General features: G+C 64.9%; 20 protein-coding genes. 9 read left to right on the forward strand and 11 right to left on the reverse strand.

Going from position 1 to position 21,412, the window contains the following annotated elements; genetic code table 11:
- Nucleotides 1–96 precede the first annotated feature (96 nt).
- The 3 genes from OU426_RS06330 to OU426_RS06340 all read right to left on the reverse strand — a co-directional run bounded on the left by OU426_RS06330 (nt 97) and on the right by OU426_RS06340 (nt 3,142).
- Nucleotides 97–438, reverse strand: a complete 342-nt coding sequence (locus OU426_RS06330) for a DUF2853 family protein (RefSeq protein WP_267633080.1) — start codon at nt 436–438, stop codon at nt 97–99.
- A 170-nt stretch (nt 439–608) separates the two neighbouring features.
- Nucleotides 609–2,009 carry an adenosylhomocysteinase gene (ahcY, locus tag OU426_RS06335; protein ID WP_267633082.1) on the reverse strand — a complete coding sequence of 467 codons (1,401 nt, stop codon included), beginning with the start codon at nt 2,007–2,009 and terminating at the stop codon, nt 609–611.
- Between the two features lie 17 nt (nt 2,010–2,026).
- Nucleotides 2,027–3,142, reverse strand: coding sequence for an acyltransferase family protein (locus tag OU426_RS06340; RefSeq protein WP_267633084.1), 1,116 nt, complete (start codon nt 3,140–3,142; stop codon nt 2,027–2,029).
- A gap of 160 nt (nt 3,143–3,302) precedes the next feature.
- On the opposite strand from OU426_RS06340, the gene OU426_RS06345 reads away from it, so the two are divergent.
- Nucleotides 3,303–3,866, forward strand: a complete 564-nt coding sequence (locus OU426_RS06345) for an HD domain-containing protein (protein WP_267633085.1) — start codon at nt 3,303–3,305, stop codon at nt 3,864–3,866.
- On the opposite strand, the gene OU426_RS06350 is transcribed toward OU426_RS06345, so the two are convergent.
- The gene (locus OU426_RS06350; protein WP_267633086.1) at nt 3,863–4,024 is read right to left on the reverse strand and encodes a hypothetical protein; all 162 of its coding nucleotides are present in this window, start codon (nt 4,022–4,024) and stop codon (nt 3,863–3,865) included. The genes OU426_RS06345 and OU426_RS06350 overlap by 4 nt on opposite strands.
- 98 nt (nt 4,025–4,122) lie before the next feature.
- On the opposite strand from OU426_RS06350, the gene OU426_RS06355 reads away from it, so the two are divergent.
- A complete protein-coding gene (locus OU426_RS06355; RefSeq protein WP_267633088.1) occupies nt 4,123–5,019 on the forward strand; it encodes a LysR family transcriptional regulator in 897 nt (298 codons plus the stop codon).
- A gap of 16 nt (nt 5,020–5,035) precedes the next feature.
- Here the strand turns inward: OU426_RS06355 and OU426_RS06360 are convergent, their stop codons facing one another.
- Complete coding sequence (locus tag OU426_RS06360; RefSeq protein ID WP_267633089.1) at nt 5,036–5,716, reverse strand: DUF2270 domain-containing protein; 681 nt, start codon at nt 5,714–5,716, stop codon at nt 5,036–5,038.
- Nucleotides 5,717–6,093: 377 nt separating this feature from the next.
- On the opposite strand from OU426_RS06360, the gene ccoG reads away from it, so the two are divergent.
- The 4 genes from ccoG to ccoS are packed head-to-tail and all read left to right on the forward strand — an operon-like array spanning nt 6,094 to nt 10,348.
- Nucleotides 6,094–7,530: a cytochrome c oxidase accessory protein CcoG gene (ccoG, locus tag OU426_RS06365; RefSeq protein WP_267633090.1), complete on the forward strand. Its 1,437-nt coding sequence runs from the start codon at nt 6,094–6,096 to the stop codon at nt 7,528–7,530.
- A gap of 1 nt (nt 7,531) precedes the next feature.
- Nucleotides 7,532–7,987, forward strand: coding sequence for a FixH family protein (locus OU426_RS06370; RefSeq protein ID WP_267633092.1), 456 nt, complete (start codon nt 7,532–7,534; stop codon nt 7,985–7,987).
- Nucleotides 7,988–7,990: 3 nt separating this feature from the next.
- The gene (locus OU426_RS06375) at nt 7,991–10,180 is read left to right on the forward strand and encodes a heavy metal translocating P-type ATPase (RefSeq protein ID WP_267633093.1); all 2,190 of its coding nucleotides are present in this window, start codon (nt 7,991–7,993) and stop codon (nt 10,178–10,180) included.
- Nucleotides 10,181–10,189: 9 nt separating this feature from the next.
- Nucleotides 10,190–10,348, forward strand: coding sequence for a cbb3-type cytochrome oxidase assembly protein CcoS (gene ccoS, locus OU426_RS06380; protein ID WP_267633094.1), 159 nt, complete (start codon nt 10,190–10,192; stop codon nt 10,346–10,348).
- Between the two features lie 92 nt (nt 10,349–10,440).
- Here ccoS and OU426_RS06385 read toward each other — a convergent pair whose 3' ends face one another.
- Both OU426_RS06385 and OU426_RS06390 read right to left on the reverse strand, forming a co-directional pair.
- Nucleotides 10,441–12,375 (reverse strand): D-alanyl-D-alanine carboxypeptidase family protein, encoded by a 1,935-nt coding sequence (locus OU426_RS06385; protein WP_267633095.1) that lies wholly within the window; start codon nt 12,373–12,375, stop codon nt 10,441–10,443.
- 239 nt (nt 12,376–12,614) lie between these two features.
- Entirely contained in the window at nt 12,615–13,316 is a 702-nt protein-coding gene (locus OU426_RS06390; RefSeq protein ID WP_420712572.1) for an HAD family hydrolase, read from the reverse strand.
- Between the two features lie 137 nt (nt 13,317–13,453).
- Between OU426_RS06390 and clpS the strand changes: the two genes are divergently transcribed.
- On the forward strand, nt 13,454–13,774 hold the full coding sequence (clpS, locus tag OU426_RS06395) for an ATP-dependent Clp protease adapter ClpS (RefSeq protein ID WP_420712576.1): 321 nt from the start codon (nt 13,454–13,456) through the stop codon (nt 13,772–13,774).
- A 9-nt stretch (nt 13,775–13,783) separates the two neighbouring features.
- Nucleotides 13,784–14,779 (forward strand): class I SAM-dependent methyltransferase, encoded by a 996-nt coding sequence (locus tag OU426_RS06400; RefSeq protein WP_267633096.1) that lies wholly within the window; start codon nt 13,784–13,786, stop codon nt 14,777–14,779.
- Between the two features lie 6 nt (nt 14,780–14,785).
- Here the strand turns inward: OU426_RS06400 and OU426_RS06405 are convergent, their stop codons facing one another.
- The 4 genes from OU426_RS06405 to OU426_RS06420 all read right to left on the reverse strand — a co-directional run bounded on the left by OU426_RS06405 (nt 14,786) and on the right by OU426_RS06420 (nt 20,139).
- Nucleotides 14,786–16,936, reverse strand: coding sequence for a selenide, water dikinase SelD (locus tag OU426_RS06405; protein WP_267633098.1), 2,151 nt, complete (start codon nt 16,934–16,936; stop codon nt 14,786–14,788).
- Between the two features lie 122 nt (nt 16,937–17,058).
- A complete protein-coding gene (locus OU426_RS06410) occupies nt 17,059–17,739 on the reverse strand; it encodes an IS6 family transposase (protein WP_267633099.1) in 681 nt (226 codons plus the stop codon).
- A gap of 119 nt (nt 17,740–17,858) precedes the next feature.
- On the reverse strand, nt 17,859–19,184 hold the full coding sequence (locus tag OU426_RS06415; protein WP_267633100.1) for a glycosyltransferase: 1,326 nt from the start codon (nt 19,182–19,184) through the stop codon (nt 17,859–17,861).
- Nucleotides 19,177–20,139 carry a GntR family transcriptional regulator gene (locus OU426_RS06420; RefSeq protein ID WP_267633101.1) on the reverse strand — a complete coding sequence of 321 codons (963 nt, stop codon included), beginning with the start codon at nt 20,137–20,139 and terminating at the stop codon, nt 19,177–19,179. Before OU426_RS06420 ends, OU426_RS06415 begins: the two co-directional genes overlap by 8 nt.
- Nucleotides 20,140–20,309: 170 nt before the next feature.
- On the opposite strand from OU426_RS06420, the gene OU426_RS06425 reads away from it, so the two are divergent.
- Nucleotides 20,310–21,359 (forward strand): polyamine ABC transporter substrate-binding protein, encoded by a 1,050-nt coding sequence (locus OU426_RS06425; RefSeq protein ID WP_267633102.1) that lies wholly within the window; start codon nt 20,310–20,312, stop codon nt 21,357–21,359.
- Nucleotides 21,360–21,412 lie beyond the last annotated feature (53 nt).

The following is a 21,412-nucleotide window of genomic DNA, read 5'->3' on the forward strand; positions in this document are numbered from 1 at the left end:
CACCCTGCCCGGGCAAGGGCAGAGTGCCTAAAATTTCAAGAGAAACAGCAGGTTAAATAAACTCTTCCTTAGGAATCGCGGTGCGTTCCCGAAGGATTACTTGTACGCTTTCTCTTTGCCGAAATGCTTGGTCAGCATGTAGTAGACCACGGCACGGTACTTGTTGCGCTCGGACTTGCCGTAGGTTTCGATCACGGCGTTGATCGCCGCCATCAGTTCGGGCCCGTCCTTGAGGCCGAGCTTCTTGACCAGGAAGTTGTTCTTCACCAGTTCAAGTTCCGACGCCTGGCTTGCCGCGACGGTTTCGGAATCGGCGCTGTAGATCGCCGGACCACAGCCGATCGTGACCTTGGTCAGAAGGTCCATGTCGGGGGTCATCTTGCACTTGTTCTTCAGATCGTCCGCATATTTGGCGATCAGTTCGTCCCTCTTTCCCATCGTCAGCTCCAACCGTTCCGGATTATGTTGATCTTGAAGACGGCGATTGCCGCCCGGGCGAAAGCTTACGGTCGGTTCAGCGTTTTTGGCAAAGTGAAAGATCGGGCTTTTTTCACCCCAAAAAGAAAAGGGGCGGAAAACCGCCCCCTTCCCGTCGAGTTTGCGCTGCGTCAGTAGCGATAGTGATCCGATTTGAACGGACCTTCGACCGTCACGCCGATATAGTCGGCCTGATCCTTGCGCAGTTCCGTCAGCTTCACGCCGATGCGCTTGAGATGCAGGCGAGCGACTTTTTCGTCCAGATGCTTGGGCAGGATATAGACGCCGGGTTTGTATTCGGCGCCCTTGGTCCACAGCTCGATCTGCGCCAGAACCTGGTTGGTGAACGAGGCCGACATCACGAAGGACGGATGGCCGGTGGCATTGCCAAGGTTCAGAAGGCGGCCTTCGGACAGGAGGATGATCTTGGCGCCCGACGGCATCTCGATCATGTCAACCTGGTCCTTGACGTTGGTCCACTTGTGGTTCTTCAGCGCCGCGACCTGAATCTCATTGTCGAAATGGCCGATGTTGCCGACGATGGCCATGTTCTTCATCTCGCGCATATGCTCGATGCGGATCACGTCCTTGTTGCCGGTGGTGGTGATGAAGATGTCGGCCGAAGCGACCTCGTCTTCCAGCAGCGTGACTTCGTAGCCGTCCATCGCCGCTTGCAGGGCGCAGATCGGGTCGATCTCGGTCACTTTCACGCGCGCGCCCGCGCCGCGAAGCGAGGCGGCAGAACCCTTGCCCACGTCGCCGTAACCGCAGACGACCGCGACCTTGCCGGCCATCATCGTGTCGGTGGCGCGGCGGATGCCGTCGACGAGTGATTCCTTGCAGCCGTACTTGTTGTCGAACTTCGACTTGGTGACGGAATCGTTCACGTTGATCGTGGGGAAGGGCAAGAGGCCTTTCTTGTGCAGATCATAGAGGCGGTGAACGCCGGTGGTGGTCTCTTCCGAGACGCCCTTGATCGCAGCGCGCTGCTTGGTGAACCAGCCGGGGCTCGCCGCCAGCCGCTTCTTGATCTGGTTGAAGAGGCAGACCTCTTCTTCCGAGGTCGGAACCTCGATCAGATCTTTCTCGCCCGCTTCGACGCGGGCGCCCATCAGGATGTAAAGCGTCGCATCCCCGCCATCGTCGAGGATCATGTTGCAGGTGCCGCCTTCGCCGCCGAACTGGAAAATCTTGTCTGTATACTCCCAGTATTCCGCCAGCGTCTCGCCCTTGATGGCAAAGACCGGCGTGCCCGAGGCCGCGATCGCCGCCGCCGCATGATCCTGGGTCGAGAAGATGTTGCACGAGGCCCAGCGCACATCGGCGCCCAGCGCCGTCAGCGTTTCGATCAGCACCGCGGTCTGGATCGTCATGTGCAGCGATCCGGCGATCTTCGCGCCCTTCAGCGGCTGGGCCGCACCATATTCCTCGCGCAGCGCCATCAGGCCCGGCATTTCGGTTTCGGCGATGTCGAGTTCCTTGCGGCCGAAGGCGGCAAGCGAAATGTCTTTGACGATATAGTCCTGAGCCATCAGGCCGTGCTCCTCAATCAAGATTTGCGGTCAGATAACATTCCCTTCCCCTCAGGGCAATCAACCCGGCCCGCCCGGCCGGAGTCGCGGAATATCCGGCCGCGCAGCGCGATCTGTAGAAGAGGCGGCAACCGGTCGACCAGCCGCCCGGCCTTTATGGCCAGCGCCATGCAGAGCGGGGGCATGGCAAGAAAGAACAACAGATATGGGGGCTCCTGTTCGGATCCCATGATCCGCGACCAGGGCAGCCATAGAACGCCGATGATGCAGGCATGCGACAGATAGGCCAGAAAGCTGTGCCGCCCCCAATTGGCGACGCTTCGGGCGGCCGGGTTTTCGACCAGCGCATAGGCTATGGCGACGATCAGGCAACCGATCCCCGCGCGGCGCATAAGGTCATGGGCGATCTCGAACGGGAAAGCCTCGCCCGGGTAGAGATGGTAAAGCGTGGTCGCTGCGATGCTGAAGCCGAAACCCCAGATCAGTGAGAAACGTGGCGCGGCCAGATGTGTGACGGTCCAGCCGCGCTGAGCGCAGGCCGCGCCCAGGATCATGAAGGTGAGGATCTGCGGCCGGAACAGAAAAGGTTGGGTGTGCGTCAGGAAATTCACGCCAATCGCGATCAGGACGCTCAGCACAGGTGCCAGCCGCACGAGCGGCGCTATTAGCCGCAGGATCAGCGTCGCCGCGATCAGGTCACGCACGAAGAACAGCGATTGATTGGCGGTGCGTCCGGCAAGACCGGTCCAGGCATTGACCCAGCCCATCCAGCCCTCGCCGACCAGCGCAATCGCATTCGACGGCTCCCCCATCCGGCCGCGCAGCCAGGCCATCAGGATGAAGATCGCGCTCCAGATCAGCATGGGCAGCAGGATCGAGAAGGCGAGGCGCCGTGCGACATCGGGGAACGGTTTCGCGATACCCGTTGTCCAGAAAAGATAGCCGGAGACGAAGCTCAGCGTCGTGACGCTGACCCGCCCGAGCGTTTCGCCGAAGAAGATACCGGCTGCCGTTCCCGAGCCGCCGTTGACGAAGGACGGCGTGGCAAGGCCGGGCGCTACATGGACCCACATCATGCAGGTGATGCAGATCACGCGCACCAGCTCGATCTGAATGCTCTCGTCCCGGGTCACGCTCTGGAATGCTCCGCAAGACCTTCGATTGACGTACCCGCCCCCGCACTCGTAATGAACGGTCCAGAGCAACATCCACTGTCCCCGGCCGGTCAAGCGGCGGTCGCGCGGACCGTGCGGTTTCAGGTGAACTGTGGCCAATAGACGTGCATGGCAGAGAATGTTGTCGGGGCGGCGACTCGACCTGCTCGATCCGACACCTCTGGATATCGAGATCGCCGATATCGCACATGGCCTCGCCTTCGTCGCGCGCTGGAACGGGCAGACCGTTGGTGACTGGCCCTATTCGGTCGCCGAACATTCGCTGCTGGTCGAGGAAATCTTTTCGTATCTCAACCCGGGCATCGGCGCGCGCTGGCAGCTGGCGGCGCTTCTGCATGACGCGCCGGAGTATGTGATCGGGGATATGATCAGTCCGGTGAAGGCGGCGATCGGGCCGGGCTATGGGGCGCTGGACGAGCGGCTGACGGCGGCCGTCCACCTGCGCTTCGGCCTGCCGGGCAGCCTGCCTGCGGCGATCAAGAAGGAAATTAAGCGCGCCGACCGGATATCGGCCTGGGCCGAGGCGGTTCAGATCGCGGGCTTCACGCGTGCGGAGGCCGACCGATTCTTCGGCCGCCCCCCGCATCAGGATCTTCCGGCGATCGAGATCCGGCTGCGCCCGCCAGCCGAGGTGCGCGCGGCGTTCGTCGCCCGCCACGCCCATCTTCTTGATACGCCCTAGCCAAGGATCCCCGCAAACGACAACCAGCGGCGACGGCGGCGCGGTTCTGCGGATTCCAGTGCCCTCCTGGCGGGCCGCTCTTCGGGCCAGTGCACCTTGCGACGGGGCAGCTCCTGAAAGGTGGCGACATAGAGCGTATCGGCGAGTATGTTCAACATTTCCTTCTCCATTCGTTGAAGTTTCTGATTGAAAACTATGCCTTTTCCGCAGAAAATCCCAATCAATTGGATTTCCTTCATGTTAGGAAAACTAACAGATGGCGCAGATTGACTGGCTTAGCTTCCCCCCGCTGTCCGCCCTGCGCGCGCTTGAAGCGGCGGTGCGCCTTGGCGGCTTTAGCGCGGCGGCGCGGGCGCTGAATGTCACCCATGCCGCCATCGCCCAGCAGGTGCGCGGGCTTGAGGAATATCTCGGTCGGTCACTGGTGCATCGCGAGGGCCGCACGCTGGTTTTTTCGGCCGAAGCCGAGGAACTGGCCGCTGCCGCGAACCGGGGATTTGCCGAGATACAGTCGGCGCTTCTCGCCTTGCGGGCGCGGCAGAAGCCGAACGCGCTTTCTGTGACCACCACGCCGATCTTCGCCGAACGCTGGCTGATGCCGCGCCTGCGCGATTTCTGGCTAAACCATCCCGACATTACCCTGACGCTGCGCGCCGAACAGGACGTCGTCGACCTGAGGCGCGAGGGGATAGACGTCGGCATCCGCTATGGTCTGGGCAAATGGTCGGGAGTCGAGGCGGAGTTTCTGACCTCGGCGCGGATGATGGCGATCGGGGCGGAAAAGCTGTTGCAGGGCCGCGAGAACCTGTCGCCCGGCGACCTGAAGCACTTGCCATGGGTGCTGGAGCAGGGCTGGCCCGAAACCGAGCAATGGCTGGCCTGTAGCGGCGTGGATCTTTCAGGCAGCGCGAAAAGCTATTTCCTGACCGAAGAGCTTATGCTGGCCGCCGGCCGCGCCGGGCTTGGCCTGTTCGTGGCCAGCTCGGCCATCGTCGAACAGGATATTGCCGAGGGCCGCCTCAGGCTCTTGCTGGACGATTGCAACGATACCCACAGCGGCTATTTCATCGTCACAGCGCCGGGGCCGCTGTCGGACGCCAAGCGCACTTTCATCAAATGGCTGCGCGCGCAGGCGGCGCGCGTGCCGGTATGAAGCCCCCGCCCTATCCTCACCCCATCTCGGGCGTGCCGCCCCTTTGGCGGATGCGGCGGGCGTCGACGCGGGTGATCCAGAGCGCGAGCCCGGTCCAGGCGGCGACATAGAGAAATCCGGCGAAGAGGACGATCTCACCTGGGATCGGGCCGATATCGGCGCGGTTGACGAAGCCCGCGAAGCTTTGCACCGGCACCGGATGGACGGTGATCTTGCCGCAATAGGCCAAGGTCTGGATCAGGAGGATCCACAGATAATTCGACCTTACCCGCCGCGCCACCGCCACCAGATAAGAGACGTGATAGCGCGGGTGGGCGTAATCGTCGGCAAGGATGCGCTGCCAGTTCATTTCTGTATGCAGGTCGCCATCCTGCAGCATTGGCACGTAGAAATTCCGCTCCAGCCAGCGCGACCGCGCGCGCCAGACGCTGAAATAGCGATAGCGCCGCGCCTCGAGCGCGAGGAAGAGCATTATCAGGATGCCGACAAGGACCAGCGGCAAGGGCGAGGCGCCGGGCGAGGAATAGGTGATCGACAAGGCCACGCCGAGCGTGACGACTGACCAGTTGGTGGTGGTATCGAGTCGCGTCCGCCAGATGGTGGAGCGATAGACCTCGCCCCGGTAGAGGTGCGCAAGCGCGCCGATCTCGGCGGCTGAGAATTCATTCGCATCGCCCGCGCGGCGTTTTTCCGGCATGGCCCCTCCCTCGCGCGCCTTGTGGCCCTTGTGAAAGGTTGGCGCATCTTGCCTTCATCAGGCGCCCGGAACGCCCAGCTGGCAAGTCTCAATTGCGGGCAATGGCAATGTTTCTAGCTCAATCGGGCGGGTTGCGGCCCGCACCCATGACCCAGCCCGAACTGTCCGCGTCACATCCGTCCGCGAATGGCCAGGCCGGCCCAGTCGCAGCTTCCGCCACGAACATCCGCCCCCAGTCGGTCTCTTTGATCGGACAAAGGCCCGGTCTGCGGCGATTTGACGGCTCACGCCGGATCCACTGTTGACCTACATCAAAGCCCGGCGGCACCCTGATCCGCATAAGAAGCGAGGACGCGAACAGTGAACAGGCAGCCCGTATGAGCGCCAACGACAGCCCTCCATCGCTTTATGCGGTGCACGAACCGGTGTTTCCGCGCCGGGTCAAAGGCACGTTCCGCAATCTGAAATGGATCATCATGGCGGTGACGCTGGGGATCTATTACATCACGCCCTGGCTGCGCTGGGACCGTGGGCCGTCCCTTCCCGATCAGGCGGTGCTGGTCGATCTGGCCAACCGCCGCTTCTTCTTCTTCATGATCGAAATCTGGCCCGACGAGTTCTATTTCGTCGCGGGCCTTCTGATCATGGCGGGGCTTGGGCTCTTTCTCTTCACCTCCGCGCTCGGCCGGGTCTGGTGCGGCTATGCCTGCCCGCAGACGGTCTGGACCGATCTCTATATCCTTGTCGAGCGCTGGATCGAGGGCGACCGCAATGCGCGTGTGCGACTCTATCACCAGAAATGGAACGCGCAGAAAGTCCGGCTTCGCGCCATAAAGTGGTTGGTCTGGTTCCTGATCGGGCTGGCGACCGGCGGCGCGTGGATCTTCTATTTCACCGATGCGCCCACGCTTTTCTGGGCGCTTCTCGACGGCACCGCCCATCCGGTCGCCTACGTGACGATGGCGATCCTGACCTTCACCACTTTCTTTTTCGGCGGCTTCGCGCGCGAACAGATCTGTATCTATGCCTGCCCCTGGCCCCGCATCCAGGCGGCGATGATGGACGAGGATACACTCGTCGTCGCCTATCGAGAGTGGCGGGGCGAGCCGCGCGGCAAGCTGAGGAAACCGGATGATGCTGAGGCGGAGAAGCAGGGCGACTGCATCGATTGCATGGCTTGCGTGAATGTCTGCCCGATGGGGATCGACATTAGGAAAGGCCAGCAGCTGGAATGCATTACCTGTGCCTTGTGCATCGATGCCTGCGACGAGGTGATGGACCGGATCGGCAAGCCGCGTGGCCTGATCGACTATATGGCGCTGAAGGACGAGACGGTCGAACGTGCCGGCGGCAAGGCGCGCAATATCTGGAAGCATATCTTCAGGCCGCGCACCCTGCTTTACACGGCCCTCTGGGCCTCGGTCGGGGTTGCTATGGTCGCGGCACTCTTCCTGCGCTCGCCGATCGGCCTGAATGTCACGCCGGTCAGGAACCCGCTCTATGTCACGCTGAAGGACGGCACGATCCGCAACACCTACGAAGTGCGCCTTCACAACAAGCATGGCGAGGAGCGTCCCTTCCATGTCTCGGTCACGGCTGAGGAGGCACTGGAGATTTCGCTCGAAGGGCGCGACAATACGGTGGTGAACGTGCCCGCCGACGGCACCCTGACCCAGCGCATCTATGTGACGGCCGCGCCCGGGTCCAAGGCCGCAGACGGCGGGCTTCTGGAAATGCGCTTCTGGGTCGTCGATCTGACAGAGGCCACTGACCGGGTCAGCGCCGACACGGTCTTCCATGGCAAGGGAGAGTGACATGGCGCGCGAACTGACAGGACGTAAGGTCTTTGCCATCACCGCCGGGGCCTTCGCCGTCATCATCGGCGTCAATGTCTTCATGGCGGTGAAGGCGGTCGGCACTTTCCCCGGCCTTGAGGTGCAGAATTCCTATGTCGCCTCGCAGAGCTTCGAGGCAGAGCGCGCCGCGCAGGAAAGGCTCGGCTGGACGCTCGGCTACCGCTACGAGGCGGGCGAACTGATCCTCTCCTTCCGCGACCGGGCGGGCCAGCCGGTGCAGGCGAAAGACATCAGCGCCCTCATCGGTCGGACGACCGAGGCCGCAGAAGACAAGACACCCGCCTTCACCTACAGGAACGGCGATTTCCGCGCACCCGTCGATCTGGGCAAAGGCCGCTGGATGGTGCTCTTGGAGGCGCGGTCAGAGGATGGCACGCGGTTTCACCAGCGTCTCGATCTATATGTGAAAGGCTAGGCCATGAGCCTTGCCGAACCCCTCTCCCTCTCCGCCTGCCCGGCCTGCGTCGCGCTGCCCGCGACCGAGATGCTCGCGCAGTCGCGGCTGCGGGCGGCCTCCGAGGGGATCGTGCTTTCGATACCCGAGGCACGCGACGGCACGGCGATGGCCACCATCGAACGACGCCTGACGGCGGAACCGGGCGTCCTGTCGGCGCGTGTCAACCTGACCCGTCGGCGCGTCTCGGTGATGGCCGCGCCCGAAGTGCTGCCAGAGCGGCTGATCGCCGCGCTGGAAGAGGTCGGCCAACCGGCGTTCGAGCTTGACCCGGGGCTCCTGACTACGACCGAAAGCGAAAAGCGTGGGCGCGACCTCTTGATGCGCTTGGGCGTCGCCGGTTTCGCCATGATGAATATCATGCTGCTGTCGGTCGCCGTCTGGTCGGGGGCAGAGGCTGCCACGCGCGACCTGTTCCACTGGATCAGCGCGATGATCGCCTTGCCGACGCTCGTCTTCGCGGGCCAGCCCTTCTTTGCCTCTGCGCTCGCCTCGATCCGGGCGCGCAAGCTGGGGATGGATGTGCCGATCTCGCTCGCCTTGATCCTTTCCTCAGCCGTCTCGCTCTTCGAGACGATCATGGGCGGAGAGCATGCTTATTTCGACGCGGGCGTGTCCTTATGCTTCTTCCTGCTGATCGGCCGCTATCTCGACTATCGCTCGCGCGCTGTCGCCCGGTCTGCGGCTGAGGAATTGGCCGCGCTGGAAGTGCCGCGCGCGGTCCGGCTGGACGGGGACGGCGAGGCGCGACTGGTGCCAGTGGCAGAAGTTCTGTCGGGCGATCTGGTCCTCGTGCGGCCCGGCGCGCGGATGCCCGTCGACGGCGTGGTCGAGGCGGGGGCGTCCGAGGTCGACCGCTCTCTCCTGACCGGCGAAACCCGGCCTGTCGCGGTGGAGGTTGGTACCTTGGTCAGTGCGGGCGAGGTCAACCTGACCGGGCCCCTTCAGGTGAGGGTACAGGCGGCGGGCGCGTCATCGTCGCTGCACCGTCTTGCCGATCTGGTGGCGGTCGCGGAAAGCGCGAAGAACCGCTATATCTCGCTCGCCGACCGGATGGCGCGGCGCTATTCGCCGATGGTTCACTTGCTGGCGCTCGGCGCGTTCCTCTTCTGGATCACCCGCACCCACGATCCGCGTCTGGCGCTGAACATAGCGTCCGCCGTTCTGATCATCACCTGCCCCTGCGCGCTGGCACTTGCGGTGCCGTCGGTCGTGACCTCGGCCTCGGGGCGGCTTTTCCGCAAGGGGCTGCTGGTCAAGGACGGCACCGCACTGGAACGGCTGGCGGAAGTGACGCATGTGGTTTTCGACAAGACCGGCACCCTGACCATGGGTGCGCCGGAACCGGCGAACCTTGATATCCTGACGGACGAGGAAGCCGCCGTGGCGCTCGCACTTGCCGATGGCTCGGCCCATCCGCTGTCTCTGGCGATCGCGGAACGGCTGAAGGCGCGCGGGGTCACGGCGGCTGACGTCACCGACCTGCGCGAGGTCGCAGGCTATGGTGTCGAGGGCCTGTGGCAGGGGAGCCGTGTGCGACTTGGCCGCGCGGCCTGGGTTGGCACTGAGGCGGTCGCGGACAGCGCGAGCTACCTTGCCGTCGGCGCTACCCGCAAGGCCCTGATCTTCGCCGACCGGCTGCGGCCCGGCGCGGAAGAGGCGGTCGGAATGCTGAAGGCCGCGGGCCTTGGCGTGACGCTTCTATCTGGTGACGCCGAAGGACCGGTGGCGGGGCTCGCACGGACGCTCGGCATCGCAGACTGGCAAAGCGGCATGCTGCCCGTCGAGAAGGCCGCCCATATCGATGCGCTGAAGGCAAGGGGCGCGCGCGTGCTGATGGTGGGCGACGGGTTGAACGACACGGTGGCGCTTGCCTCCGCCCATGTCTCGGTCTCGCCCGCCTCGGCGCTTGACGCCGCGCGCACCGCGTCCGACATCGTGCTTCTGGGCCAGTCGCTGGCACCCATCGCCGAAGCCCGTGCCATCGCCGTCAAGGCGCGGGCGCGGATCAAGGAGAATTTCGCCTTGTCGCTCGGCTATAACGCGCTCGCGGTGCCCGTAGCGCTGGCAGGGTTCGCCACGCCCCTGATCGCGGCTTTCGCCATGTCGACCTCGTCGCTCATGGTGACACTCAACGCGCTGCGTCTGAAATAGGCGCTTGCAATGGAAATGCTCGTCATCCTCATCCCGGTCTCGCTTATCCTGGGCGGGCTTGGGCTTGCGGCCTTTCTCTGGTCCCTGAAGACCCGCCAGTATGACGACCCCGAAGGCGACGCACAGCGTATCCTGAACAAGGACTGGGACGAGAGGCCGAAGCCGTGAGTCCCCGTCGCCGGGGGCGCCGGATTTCGTGACGAAATCCGGTCCGAAATCTTTCAAAGATTTCGGGCGACGCTGGGCTTTCACCGCCTTACTTAGCCAGCCGGGTTCAGCACCGTGCACTCTGTCCCGCGCGCGCTGAGGCGGCGGCAGGCGAGTTCGGCATCTTCCTGGGTCATGCCGACGAAATTGGCATCGAACGCGCCCTTGCGGCTTGAGACCTTGCGCAAAGCCTCGTCGAGCGTTGCCATCTCGACAAGCGCGGTGCGCAGAAGCTCGCGTTCGGCATTGTAGCGGGACGAGAAGCTGCCGACATTGATCCCCCATTCGCGGCCGTCGGAGGTGGATACGCGGGTGACGATTTCCAAATCGGGATTCTTCGGTTCGACCGGCATTTCGACCGAGGCGTCGGCGCTGGCGAGGATCACCTCGGCCGCCGCATCAGATGTTGCGTCAGATGCCGCCGCTGGTGCAGGCGGCATCAAAAGAACCGCCTCGCTCAGTTGATTGTCGTCGGGCGTGACAGGGGTCGTTGCAGGTTCGGTGGCCGCAGCCGCGACCTCAAGATCCTTCGGAATGTCGGCACTTTCCGGGTCGGCGATCACAGTCGCGGCGAACGCGGTCTCGGCACCCTCTTCGGTCGCTGGCGCGGCTTCTGCAACCGCCGTCGGCGCATCCGTAACGGCGGCGCCCGGGCGGGCGGGCGGAACGGGCGTCGTCTTCGGTGCGATCGCGGATGCGGTGGCGATGGCCGCGGTCGCGTCCTCCTCTGGGGCGGCCTCGGGAGCTGCCGCGATCGCCACTGCTCCCGGCGCCGCTTCGGTGGTCTCCGGCACGGGCGTCACGGTTTCGACCTGCTCCGCCATGGCGAGTGTTTCGGGCTGCGGCGTTGCAGTCTGCTCGAAGGCGGGCTCGGCATTCGCCTCGGCCAGCGCGGCGTCGATGGTTCCGGCGAGCGAGGCCATCAGCTCGTCCGTCGCGTCGGCCATCTCGGCGGCTTCGGCGGTGATGTCAGCATCCGGCGCCACCACGGCCGCGGCGATCGCGACCGGTGCGGCCAGTGGTCTGGCGCGCGGGCGTGGGCTTTCGGTGACCGCAAGTTTCAAACGGATGATCTTGCCTGCCGCAGGCACCGACGGATCGACATTGGCGGCGATAGTCTCCGCCATCAGATCCTCTTCGGGCTCGCTGACATCTCCGTTATAGGCGATGGCCGGCGGGGGCGAGATCTTGGCCTTGTTCGGCGCCTTTCCGAAGCCGAGGTCCAGAAGTTCGGCCACGCGCGCATTGCGGTTCGCGGTCGATTTGCCGCCGAAGACGGTGGCGATGATGCGTTTGTTGCCGCGCTGGGCCGAGGCCACGAGGTTGAAGCCCGCAGGTGAGGTATAGCCGGTCTTGATCCCGTCCGCGCCTTCGTAGCTGTCAAGGAAGCGGCGGTTGGTCGAGGCGACCTGCGCCATGCCCGCATCCGCCGTGCGGCGCGAAAAGAGGCCGTAATATTGCGGATAATCGTAGAAAAGCCGCCGCCCGAGGATGGTCATGTCATGCGCGGTCGAGAGGTGCCCCTGCGCGGTCAGGCCATTGGCGTTCTTGAAGGTGGTCTTCGACATGCCCATGGCGTTGGCCGTGCGGGTCATGCGCTTGGCGAAGGCGCTTTCTGTGCCCTCGATCGCCTCGCCGATTGCCGTCGCGGCATCGTTCGCCGATTTGATCGCGGCTGCCCGGATCAGATAGCGCAGCGCGATCCGCTGGCCCGCCTTCAGCCCGAGCCGCGACGGCGGTTGAGAAGCGGCGTGTTTTGATATGGTCACCATCGTGTCGAGGGAAATTTCCCCATGCTCGATCGCTTCGAACGCGATGTAGAGCGTCATCATCTTGGTCAGAGAGGCCGGGTGCAGGCGCGTGTCGGCATTGTCCTGATGAAGGACCTCGCCGGTGCGCGCGTCGATCACATAGTCCGCGTAGGGCGCGGCCCAAGCGCCCGATGCCAGAAGAACAAGCGCGAGCGCCTGAAGGGTTAGGGTGCACATGTGCGAAATGCACCGCCAAACGGTGGGTATGATGCCTGTCACTGCCTACTGCCTCGTCCCGGTCTTTGCCGGGTTCTTTGTGATTTGCCTGTGACGATAGCACAGGGTCCAAAAGCCGAAAACACCTTTTTATTCAAAGGCTTTTCCGTTGTCTTGTGTGCAACGGTGTCCGCCGGATTTCGGCGGCCGTCCCATATCTGGTGGCCAGTCCGCGCCGAAACACAACATATCAGGTAGTTTCAGCCCTCGATTGCAGCGATCAGTGAAGGCAGATCGCCGATCCCGGCGAGGCTGCGGAAGCGTGGCTCGTCTTCGGGCGGATGGTCGTGTTCCAGCGCCCAGGTCAGCTCGTGCGGCACATGCACGCCCCACCCGCCAGCCGCGATCATCGGCAGCACGTCCGATTTCAGCGAATTGCCCGCCATCAGCGCCTGTTCGGCCCCGGCGCCGTGGCGCGCGAATATCTGCCCATAGGTTCGCGCGGTCTTGTCCGACACGATCTCGACTGCATCGAACAGGTCCCCGAGACCCGATTGCGCCAGCTTGCGTTCCTGATCGAGAAGGTCGCCCTTGGTGATCAGGATCAGCGGATGGCTGTCGGCCAGCGCCTCGACCGCTGCCCGCGCACCGGGCAGAAGCTCGATCGGGTGCGCAAGCATTTCCTGCCCCGCTGCGATCAGTTCAGCGATTACCCGGGCAGGCACACGTTCCTCGGTGACCTCGATCGCGGTTTCGATCATGGAAAGGACGAAACCCTTGATACCAAAACCATAATGTCCAAGATTGCGCCGTTCTGCGGCCAGAAGCCGGGCTTGCAGATGGCCCGCGTCGGTGTAGTCCGTCAGAAGACCTGCGAACCTTTCCTGCGTCATGCGGAAGAAGCGCTCGTTGTGCCAGAGCGTGTCGTCGGCGTCGAAACCGATGGCGGCGAGCCGCGGCATTATCTCTCCTCAAGGTGACAAACGGACAAGTTGCGGAAAGGCAACCCTTTCGTCATCTTCGCATTCGACTATAGTATTCGCCCTGACGCCTGCCGATTCCAAGGAGCATTTCGCCCGTGTCCCGCCTGCCCGACATGATGACCGACCCGCGGGACGGAACCGAGGGCGATGCCTCTGTCGCGACGAAGACCAAGCCCAAGACCCAGCGCCCGCCGCTTTACAAGGTCATGCTGCTGAACGACGATTACACGCCGATGGAATTTGTCGTCCATATCCTGGAACGGTTCTTCGGCCTCAATCACGCCCAGGCGTTCGAAATCATGCTGACCGTCCACAAGAAGGGTTTGGCGGTCGTCGGCGTCTTTTCGTTCGAGATTGCCGAAACCAAGGTGGCGCAGGTGATGGATTTCTCGCGCCGCCATCAGCACCCGCTGCAATGCACGATGGAAAAGGAATAGGCGCGGGCCATGGGAACCTCGCGCCTTGAGGATGCGCTCGCCGAGGCGGGCGGCTGGCCCGCTTCGGGCCGCATTCTGGTGCTGCGCCCGACGCTTGCCAGCGATCTGGGCTGCGTGCCGCGTGATCGGGCGTTGATCGTCACAGGCTTCCGCCCCGACTTTGATAGCTTCCGCGAACGCGGCTGGGCGGTGGCCGAGGCGCCGGAGGGCGCTTTTTCTGGGGCGCTGATCTTTTTGCCGCGTGCCCGGGCACTGGCGCGCGCGCTGGTTCATCAGTCGGCTGGGCTATTGCCCGAGGGTGCGCCGATCTGGATCGACGGACAGAAGCACGACGGGATCGAATCCGCGCTGAAAGACATCCGTTCGCGCCAACCGCTCCTGGCGCAGGCCTCCAAGGCGCATGGCCGGGCCTTCGGTTTCGCCAACCCCGGCGCTGCCGTTTTCGATGGGTGGCAGGGGCAGGCGCAAGAGGCGGCCCCCGGGTTCATCACCCGACCCGGCGTCTTCTCCGCAGACGGGATAGACCCGGGCTCCGCCCTTCTCGCCCGCCATCTGCCCGCCGACTTGCGGGGCAAGGGGGCGGACCTTGGCGCGGGCTGGGGCTGGCTCGCGGCGCAGGTTCTGGCAAGGCCCGGCGTCAAGACCCTGCATCTGGTCGAGGCTGAGGCCGAGGCGCTGGCCTCTGCCCGCGACAATGTCACCGACGCGCGCGCCGCGTTTCACTGGGCCGATGCCACCCGCTTCCGCCCGCCCGCGCTTCTGGATTTCGTGGTGACGAATCCGCCCTTCCATGTCTCGCGCGCCGCCGATCCGGGGCTGGGTGCGGCCTTCATCGAAGCCGCGCGCACCATGCTCGCCCCCTCCGGCCAGCTCTGGCTCGTCGCCAACCGGACCCTTCCCTACGAAGAGGCGATGGCGCAAGCGTTCCTTGAGGTGCGCCAGGTCGCAAGTGAAGGCGGGTTCAAGGTGTTGATGGGTGCGAAGCCGCGCTTCAAGAGGCGCTGAGCCAGATCAATCGTCCACTGTCAGGAAGGGCACACCTTCCGCGACGTGGCCGATGATTGCGGCCTCCTCTCCCGCCGCGCGCAACGCCGCCACGAGCCCTTCGGCCACATCCGCCGGAACCGTCGCAAGCAACCCGCCCGCCGTCTGGGGATCGAACAGCAGTTCGGCCTTCGGCCCGTCGCTGTAGAACATCCGCGCCCGGACCGCGAGGTTCGCGGGCAATAGGCTCGACCCATGTCCGGCGCCGGCCAGTTCGACCGCACCGGGCAGGGTGGGAATGTCCGAGAGCCGGAGGGTCGCCGCCACGCCCGAGGCATCGAGGATCGACAGAAGGTGCCCGGCAAGTCCGAATCCGGTGACATCGGTCATCGCCGTGGCATGGGGCGCGAGAAGCCGTGCCGCCCTTCCCTGCGGGCGCTGCATGTGGGTCAGTGCCCCCGCCACCACCCGCCCCGGCGCCGCGCCCAGCATTTCGGCTGCCATGATCACGCCGGTGCCGATGGGTTTCGTCAGCAGAATAGCCTGGCCTGGCCGCGCGCCTGCATGCGTCACGGAGCGTGGCGCGAGGCCGGTGACGGTGAAACCGATCGTCAGTTCGGCGCCAAGTGTCGTATGGCCGCCGACGATATCGGCGCCTTCGGGCGCGAAGATAGTTAGCGCGCCCTCCATGATCTCGCGCAGCCATTCGGCCTGCAGGCCCTCGCCCATGGGCGGCAGGATGATCTGGGCGAGCACGGCCTGAGGCGTCGCCCCCATCGACCAGACATCGCCTAGCGCATGCACCGCGGCGATGCGCGCCATCACGTAAGGATCGAAGGTGAAGGCACGCAGATGGTCGGTGGTAATGACCTGATGCTCTCCGCCGATGATCAGCACCGCCGCGTCGTCGCCCGCCCCGGTCGCCACATCGGCCCGTTGCGGCGCGGGCAACCGCGCCAAAGCCCGGTCGAGCGCCCCGCGCCCCGCCTTTGCCCCGCAACCGCCACAGAGCGGACGGTCGGACGGTGTCCCTGCCGGTCCTTGCGCCGCCATGGTCGGCAGGTCATGGAACTTCGCCATGAACTTGCGGTCGATCCGGTCCTTCCAGCGCCATAGCAGCCCGCCGTCAAGCCTCAGCCCCCATTTGTCCGCGACCGCGCCCTTATGGCCGGTCGAGACGAGCTTCAGATAATCGCTCTGCGGCTGGTAGTGCACCTGCGCCCTGTCACCGGTCGCAAGCGCCCTGAGATTGGCCAGCAGAACCGGCGCCTCGCGCACCGCGAAGACCCCGGCCTTGGGACGCGGCGCGTGGGTCAAATGGGCGATATCGCCCACCGCGAAGATGTGCGGATCGCTGTTGCTTTGCAGCGTCGGCCCGACCCGTACGAAGCCACCTTCCAGCGCCAGCCCGGTCCCCTGAAGCCAACCGCCCGCCCGCGCCGCCGCCGTGCCGATGATGAAGCTGGCGGGAACTGTCTCGCTCCCCTCAAGCACCACCCCGTCCGCCGTGCAGGCAATCGCCGCACGCCCGGCGTGGAGGACTACGCCCGACCGCTGCAGATGCGCCATCAGCGCCGCCCGAGCGCCGCGTCCCACGGCGGCAAGCGGCTCCGCCGCCTCAATCAGCGCCACGCGCGCGCTCAGTCCCAACCGGTGCCGCACGGCAAGCGCCAGCTCGACCCCGGCAAGACCCGCGCCGATCACCGCGACCTCGGGCGCCACCGCGCCCGAAGTCACGCCGGACACGAACGCCTCCCAACGGTCGGCAAAAAGCGCGAGCGGCTTCGCCGGGACCGCTAAGTCCCGAAAGCCCGGCAGGCCTGGCATGTCAGATGTCACGCCGACGTCGATGGACAAATGGTCATAGGCGATGTCGGCATGCCCCTCGACTTGCACGCGCCGCTTCGCCCGGTCGATCCCGGTCGCGCGACCCAGAACCAGCCGGGCACCCGCAAACCGCGCGAGCTTCACCAGATCGATCTCCAGCGCAGCGCGCGGATAATGCCCGGCGATATGACCCGGCAGCATGCCGGAATAGGCGGCCGCAGGGGCCGGGTCGATAAGCGTCAGCCGCACGCCGGGCAGGGGCGCCATCCCCCACATGCGCAGGACGAGCGCATGAGTATGGCCGCCCCCCACCAGGACAATTTCACGCGTGATCGGTTCAGGAAGCTTCATGAATGCCCTCGCTTCCCTCCTAGATCGAAATGGCTCACCACAAAAGAGCTGCCGTTTTGCCCTTTCATCGGATATGTCGCAAACTTCTGCGTTGATCGGCAGAAGCCTCTGAGTTTCTTCCGTTAGGCTGCCAGAGCGGCGAACTGGGCAAATGGGCGGAGTCTGGGCGCCATCTGGCCCTTGCGGATCATGTTCGCCACCTCGATGCCCTCGAGCCTTGCCGACGCGGAGGCCAAGAACTTGAAGCCCAGCATCGGTCGAGTGCGCTTCTTGATGATGCGGTGATCCTGCTCGACAATGTTGTTAAGGTATTTGATCCGGACCATCTCGATCGGGATCCGGCATCCAAAACTCCGCAGCATGCGGTTGACCGGGCTGATCCCGGCCGTGTTGGCTCTGCTGCGGTCGATGACGATCTTGCGGGGTAGTCCGTTCACCTCAAGGGCGCGTGCGAAGAACTTGGTCGCAGCCGTCTTGTTGCGCCGCTTGGACAGCATCAAGTCGAGGGTTTTCCCAAGCTTATCGATCGCTCGGCAAAGATAGACCCACTCGCCCTTCACCTTGATGCAGGTCTCGTCCATACGCCAGGATCGATCCGCCGGGGCCTTTCGGCGCCGCGCCGTGCTTGCGATCAGCGGCGAGTACTTGGCCACCCAGCGGTTCAGCGTCGCATGGTCCACTCGCGCGCCCCGCTCTGCCAGGATCTCTTCAAGGTCGCGGTACGACACCGTGTAGCGGACGTAGAAGAACACCGCGAACAGGATCACATCCTTCGGAAACCGCGCGCCCTTGAACGAGATCATCGCCCCGCCTCCGCCCGGTGTTCCTGGAGGACTGCAATGTCTGGTCAAGACCCGCTCGGGTCAACCGAAGACGTTCGAGACAGAGCCCCGACAGTATCGTCTATCTCGCCTCGGACCGGTCATCCTTCATGACGGGCCATGCGCTGGTGATCGGCGGGGGCGAGAGCCTTTGATCCTGCACCTGCGGTCTTGAGGATCAGAGTGGCGGCAGTTTCGACTCCCGGCGCGGCCTTCATCTGGCGGGCGTTCGCCTTCAGCCGGGCGCGCATCGCGTCGTCGGACAGAAGCCCCCTTATCGCTGCGCTGAGCGAGGCCGCCGTCCAGTCGGCCCGGTTCAGGCGGCGCCCCGTGCCAGTTTCCTCGGCGCGGGTGGCATTGTCGTGGCCGTCCCAGCAGTAGGGCAGGATCAGCGAGGGGACGCCGTGGTAGAGCGCCTCGCAAAAACTGTTGTTGCCGCCGTGGTGGATGAAGAGGTCGGCCATGGCGACGACCGAGGGTTGGGGATACCAGCCTTCCAGATGCACATTGTCGGGCACCGACCGATAGGCTTCGCGCAGTGCGCCCGCGTTCACGAGGAAGCGGGCGGGGATAGTGGCGAAGGTGGCCATCATCCGCTCCATCAGGCCCATGTCGAGGGCGCCAAGGCTGCCGAAGCTTACATAGATCAACGGGCCTTCGTTTCGCGGGAAGTCCGGCAGTTCATAGGGGCCTTCGTGGCGCACGCAGCCTTCGAGGAAGGTGAACTGATCGGGGTCGAGGGGCGTTGCGCGATCGTGGCGCAGGACCGAGGGGGCCAGCAACAGGTTCAGGTCGGGCGAGGGTTCTAGGAATTGGCCGGGGGCGAGCGGTGCGAGGCCTGCCGACTGGCGGAACCGGTTGTAACGGTCCTGCGCCGGGGCGGTCGCCTTGAGGTAGCGTTGCAGGAAGGCCGCGCGGCCCGTGCGGTCGTCCGAGGCGAGGCCGGAGAGATACGGCGGCACGGTTTCGTCCGCAAGCTCGGTTTCCGCGCAGGAGATGATGCGGACCCAGGGGCAGGCGGCGCGGGCGATGGCCGGGAACATCACGACATTGTCGAGGACGATGAGGTCGGGCCGGAGGCGGGCGAGGAGGGCGGCGAGTGGCGCCTCGGCGGCGATGGCGGTGTCGACGATCGCCTCCCAAGTCGGGGCGACGTAGGTCTCGATCTGGTCGATGGGCGAGAGGTTGAAATGCGGCAGGTGGCGGCGGATGAAGGCCTGCCAGTAGTCGGCCGGTTGGGCGGGGCCTGTCGAGGGCAGGTGGTATTCCTGAAAGCCGTAGTCGGCGAAGATACCGGTGAAGCCCGGGTGGCAGATGAAGACCGGCCGCGCGCCACGCGATTGCAGCTCGCGGGCAATGCCCACGCAATTGAGCGCCGCGCCGAAGCTTGCCTCGGGGAAGAAGGCGATCAGGGGCGCGTCAGGCATCGGGGCCCCCGGCGCGGAATGTGAGGCCGAAAAGCGGGGGCGCGCCGCGGTTCGCGGCCTGCGGCCGCTGGCTGCGGGAAAGCCTGAGGTGGACGCGCAGGAGGTCGGCAGCGATGTCGAAGCGCCCCGCCTCCATCTGGTCGAGGATGCCGAGATGTTCCTGCATGGCCTGGCGCAGGCGCACGACATTGAGGCGGGTCGAGGTGCCGGGCAGGTCGCGCAGGCGCAGGTGGCCAAGGAGCGCCTCGCCCAGAAAGCGGTTCGCGGCGCCGCGCGCGATGAGGCCGTGGAATTCGCTGTCGAGCGACTGGAAGGCGCGCGGGTCGAGCCGGTGGTCGGGTTCAGCCAGGAAGCCGATCATCGCGCGGCGCAGCGCCGCGGCGCGGTCGGGGTCGAAGCGGAAGCCGGGGGCGAGCGCTGCGGGTTCGAGAATAAGGCGGAAGTCGTAGCTGTCGGCCTGTGATTCGGGGTCGTCGGGCAGGGGGGAGAAGAGCCAGGACTGGCCGGGCGCGCGCGTCACGAGCCCGTCCTCGGCCAGTTTTCCCAGTGCCTGGGTGACGGCGGAGCGGGCGGCGGAATAACGGCGCATGAGTTCGCCCACGGTCACGGTTTCGTCGAGCCGCCGGCCGGCACGGTCGCGCAGGATGCGGGCGGTCAGGTCGCGGTCGCTGGTCTGGGGAAGCGTGTTCGACAGCGCCGAGGCGGTCGAGAAGGCGGGGGCGAGGCGGTAGCCCGCATCGCCCGTGTGGGTCACAAGCCCTTCGGTCACAAGCAGATTCAGCGCGGCCCTGACCGGCGTGCGCGAAACGTTGCAAGCGGTCGCCAGCGCCTGTTCGGGCAGATGGGCGCCGGGGCCAAGGCCGCGCGCGCGGACATGGTCGAGGATCTGGCGCGCGAGTTCCAGATGGCTGGCGCGAGGGCTGCGGGCGGAGGTCTTGGGCGTCGTGCTCGGCATCGTGCCTCGCGGGCTACCCCGGCGGTGAGGGCGGGGCAAGAAGTTTCTGTTGACGTATTTTTTCGCGCAATAATACTGTAGGGTCAAGATCATCGCCGTCCAGCAATGCCATTTCGGGCGGAATTCGCGAAAAACAACCAAAACAGACAATCCAGAACAGGGGATCATCCATGACCAGAATGTCTTCGACGCTTCGGACCCTTCTGACCGGAGCCGCCCTTGCCGCGCTTGCCGGACCGGCCTTCGCCGACCTCGTGATCTCGAACTGGGATGGCTATATGGCGCCGGATGCGGTGGCGAACTTCTCGGCCGAAAGCGGCGAGCCGGCCGAGATGGTGGTGCATGCCACGAACGAAGAGATCATGGGCAAGCTCATCGCCTCGGGCGGGGCGGGCTATGATGTCGTGTTCGTCTCATCGCCCTTTGCCGAGGTTCTGAACAACCTTGGGCTTCTGGAGCCGATCGACCCGGCGCAGGTGCCGAACCTTTCCAACCTCTACCCCGAGGCGCAGGCGCTGCCGCATGATCCGGGCAATGCCTTCTCGGTGCCCTACGCCTGGGGGACGACGGGCCTGTGCTACCGGTCCGACGTGGTGAGCCCGGAGCCGACGAGCTGGAAGGATCTTCTGGCGCCGTCCGAGGCCAATGCGGGCAAGGTGACGCTTCTGGGGACCGACCGTTGGCTCTTGGCGGCTGGGTTCCTGGCGCGGGGCTATTCGGTGAATGACAGCGATCAGGCCCATATCGACGAGGTGCAGGCGGACCTGACGGCGGCAAAGGCGACGATGCTCGCGTTCGACGACACGACCTTCTACGCAAAGCTCGTGTCGGGTGAGGCCAATCTGGTGCATGCCTGGGACGGTTGGTGCAACTACGGGATCGCGGAAAATGCGACGATCAAGTTTGCGGTGCCCACGGAAGGGTCGGACCTGTGGGTCGATACGATGGTGGTGATGAAGGCGTCCGAGAACAAGGCGGGTGCGTTCAAGTTCATCAACTACATCCTCGACGCCAACAACCATAAGTGGGCGGCGGAGAACATCCTTTACAAGGTGCCGAACCAGCCCGCGATGGAAGGGCTGGCGCCGGAGATGCTGGAGCAGTTCCCCAACATGGCGATGACGCCCGCGGACCTGACGAAGTTCGAGCAGCTGCGCGATGTGGGCGAGGCGATGCGCGCCTATACGAAGGCGGTGACGGAAATCAAGGCGGCGCAATAGGTTGGCGCGCCGCTTCCCCGGGGGTCGGAGCGCCCGCCCCCCGGGGGCTTACT

It is taken from the genome of Frigidibacter sp. RF13 (assembly GCF_026626305.1).
Lineage (GTDB): Bacteria > Pseudomonadota > Alphaproteobacteria > Rhodobacterales > Rhodobacteraceae > TMP-24.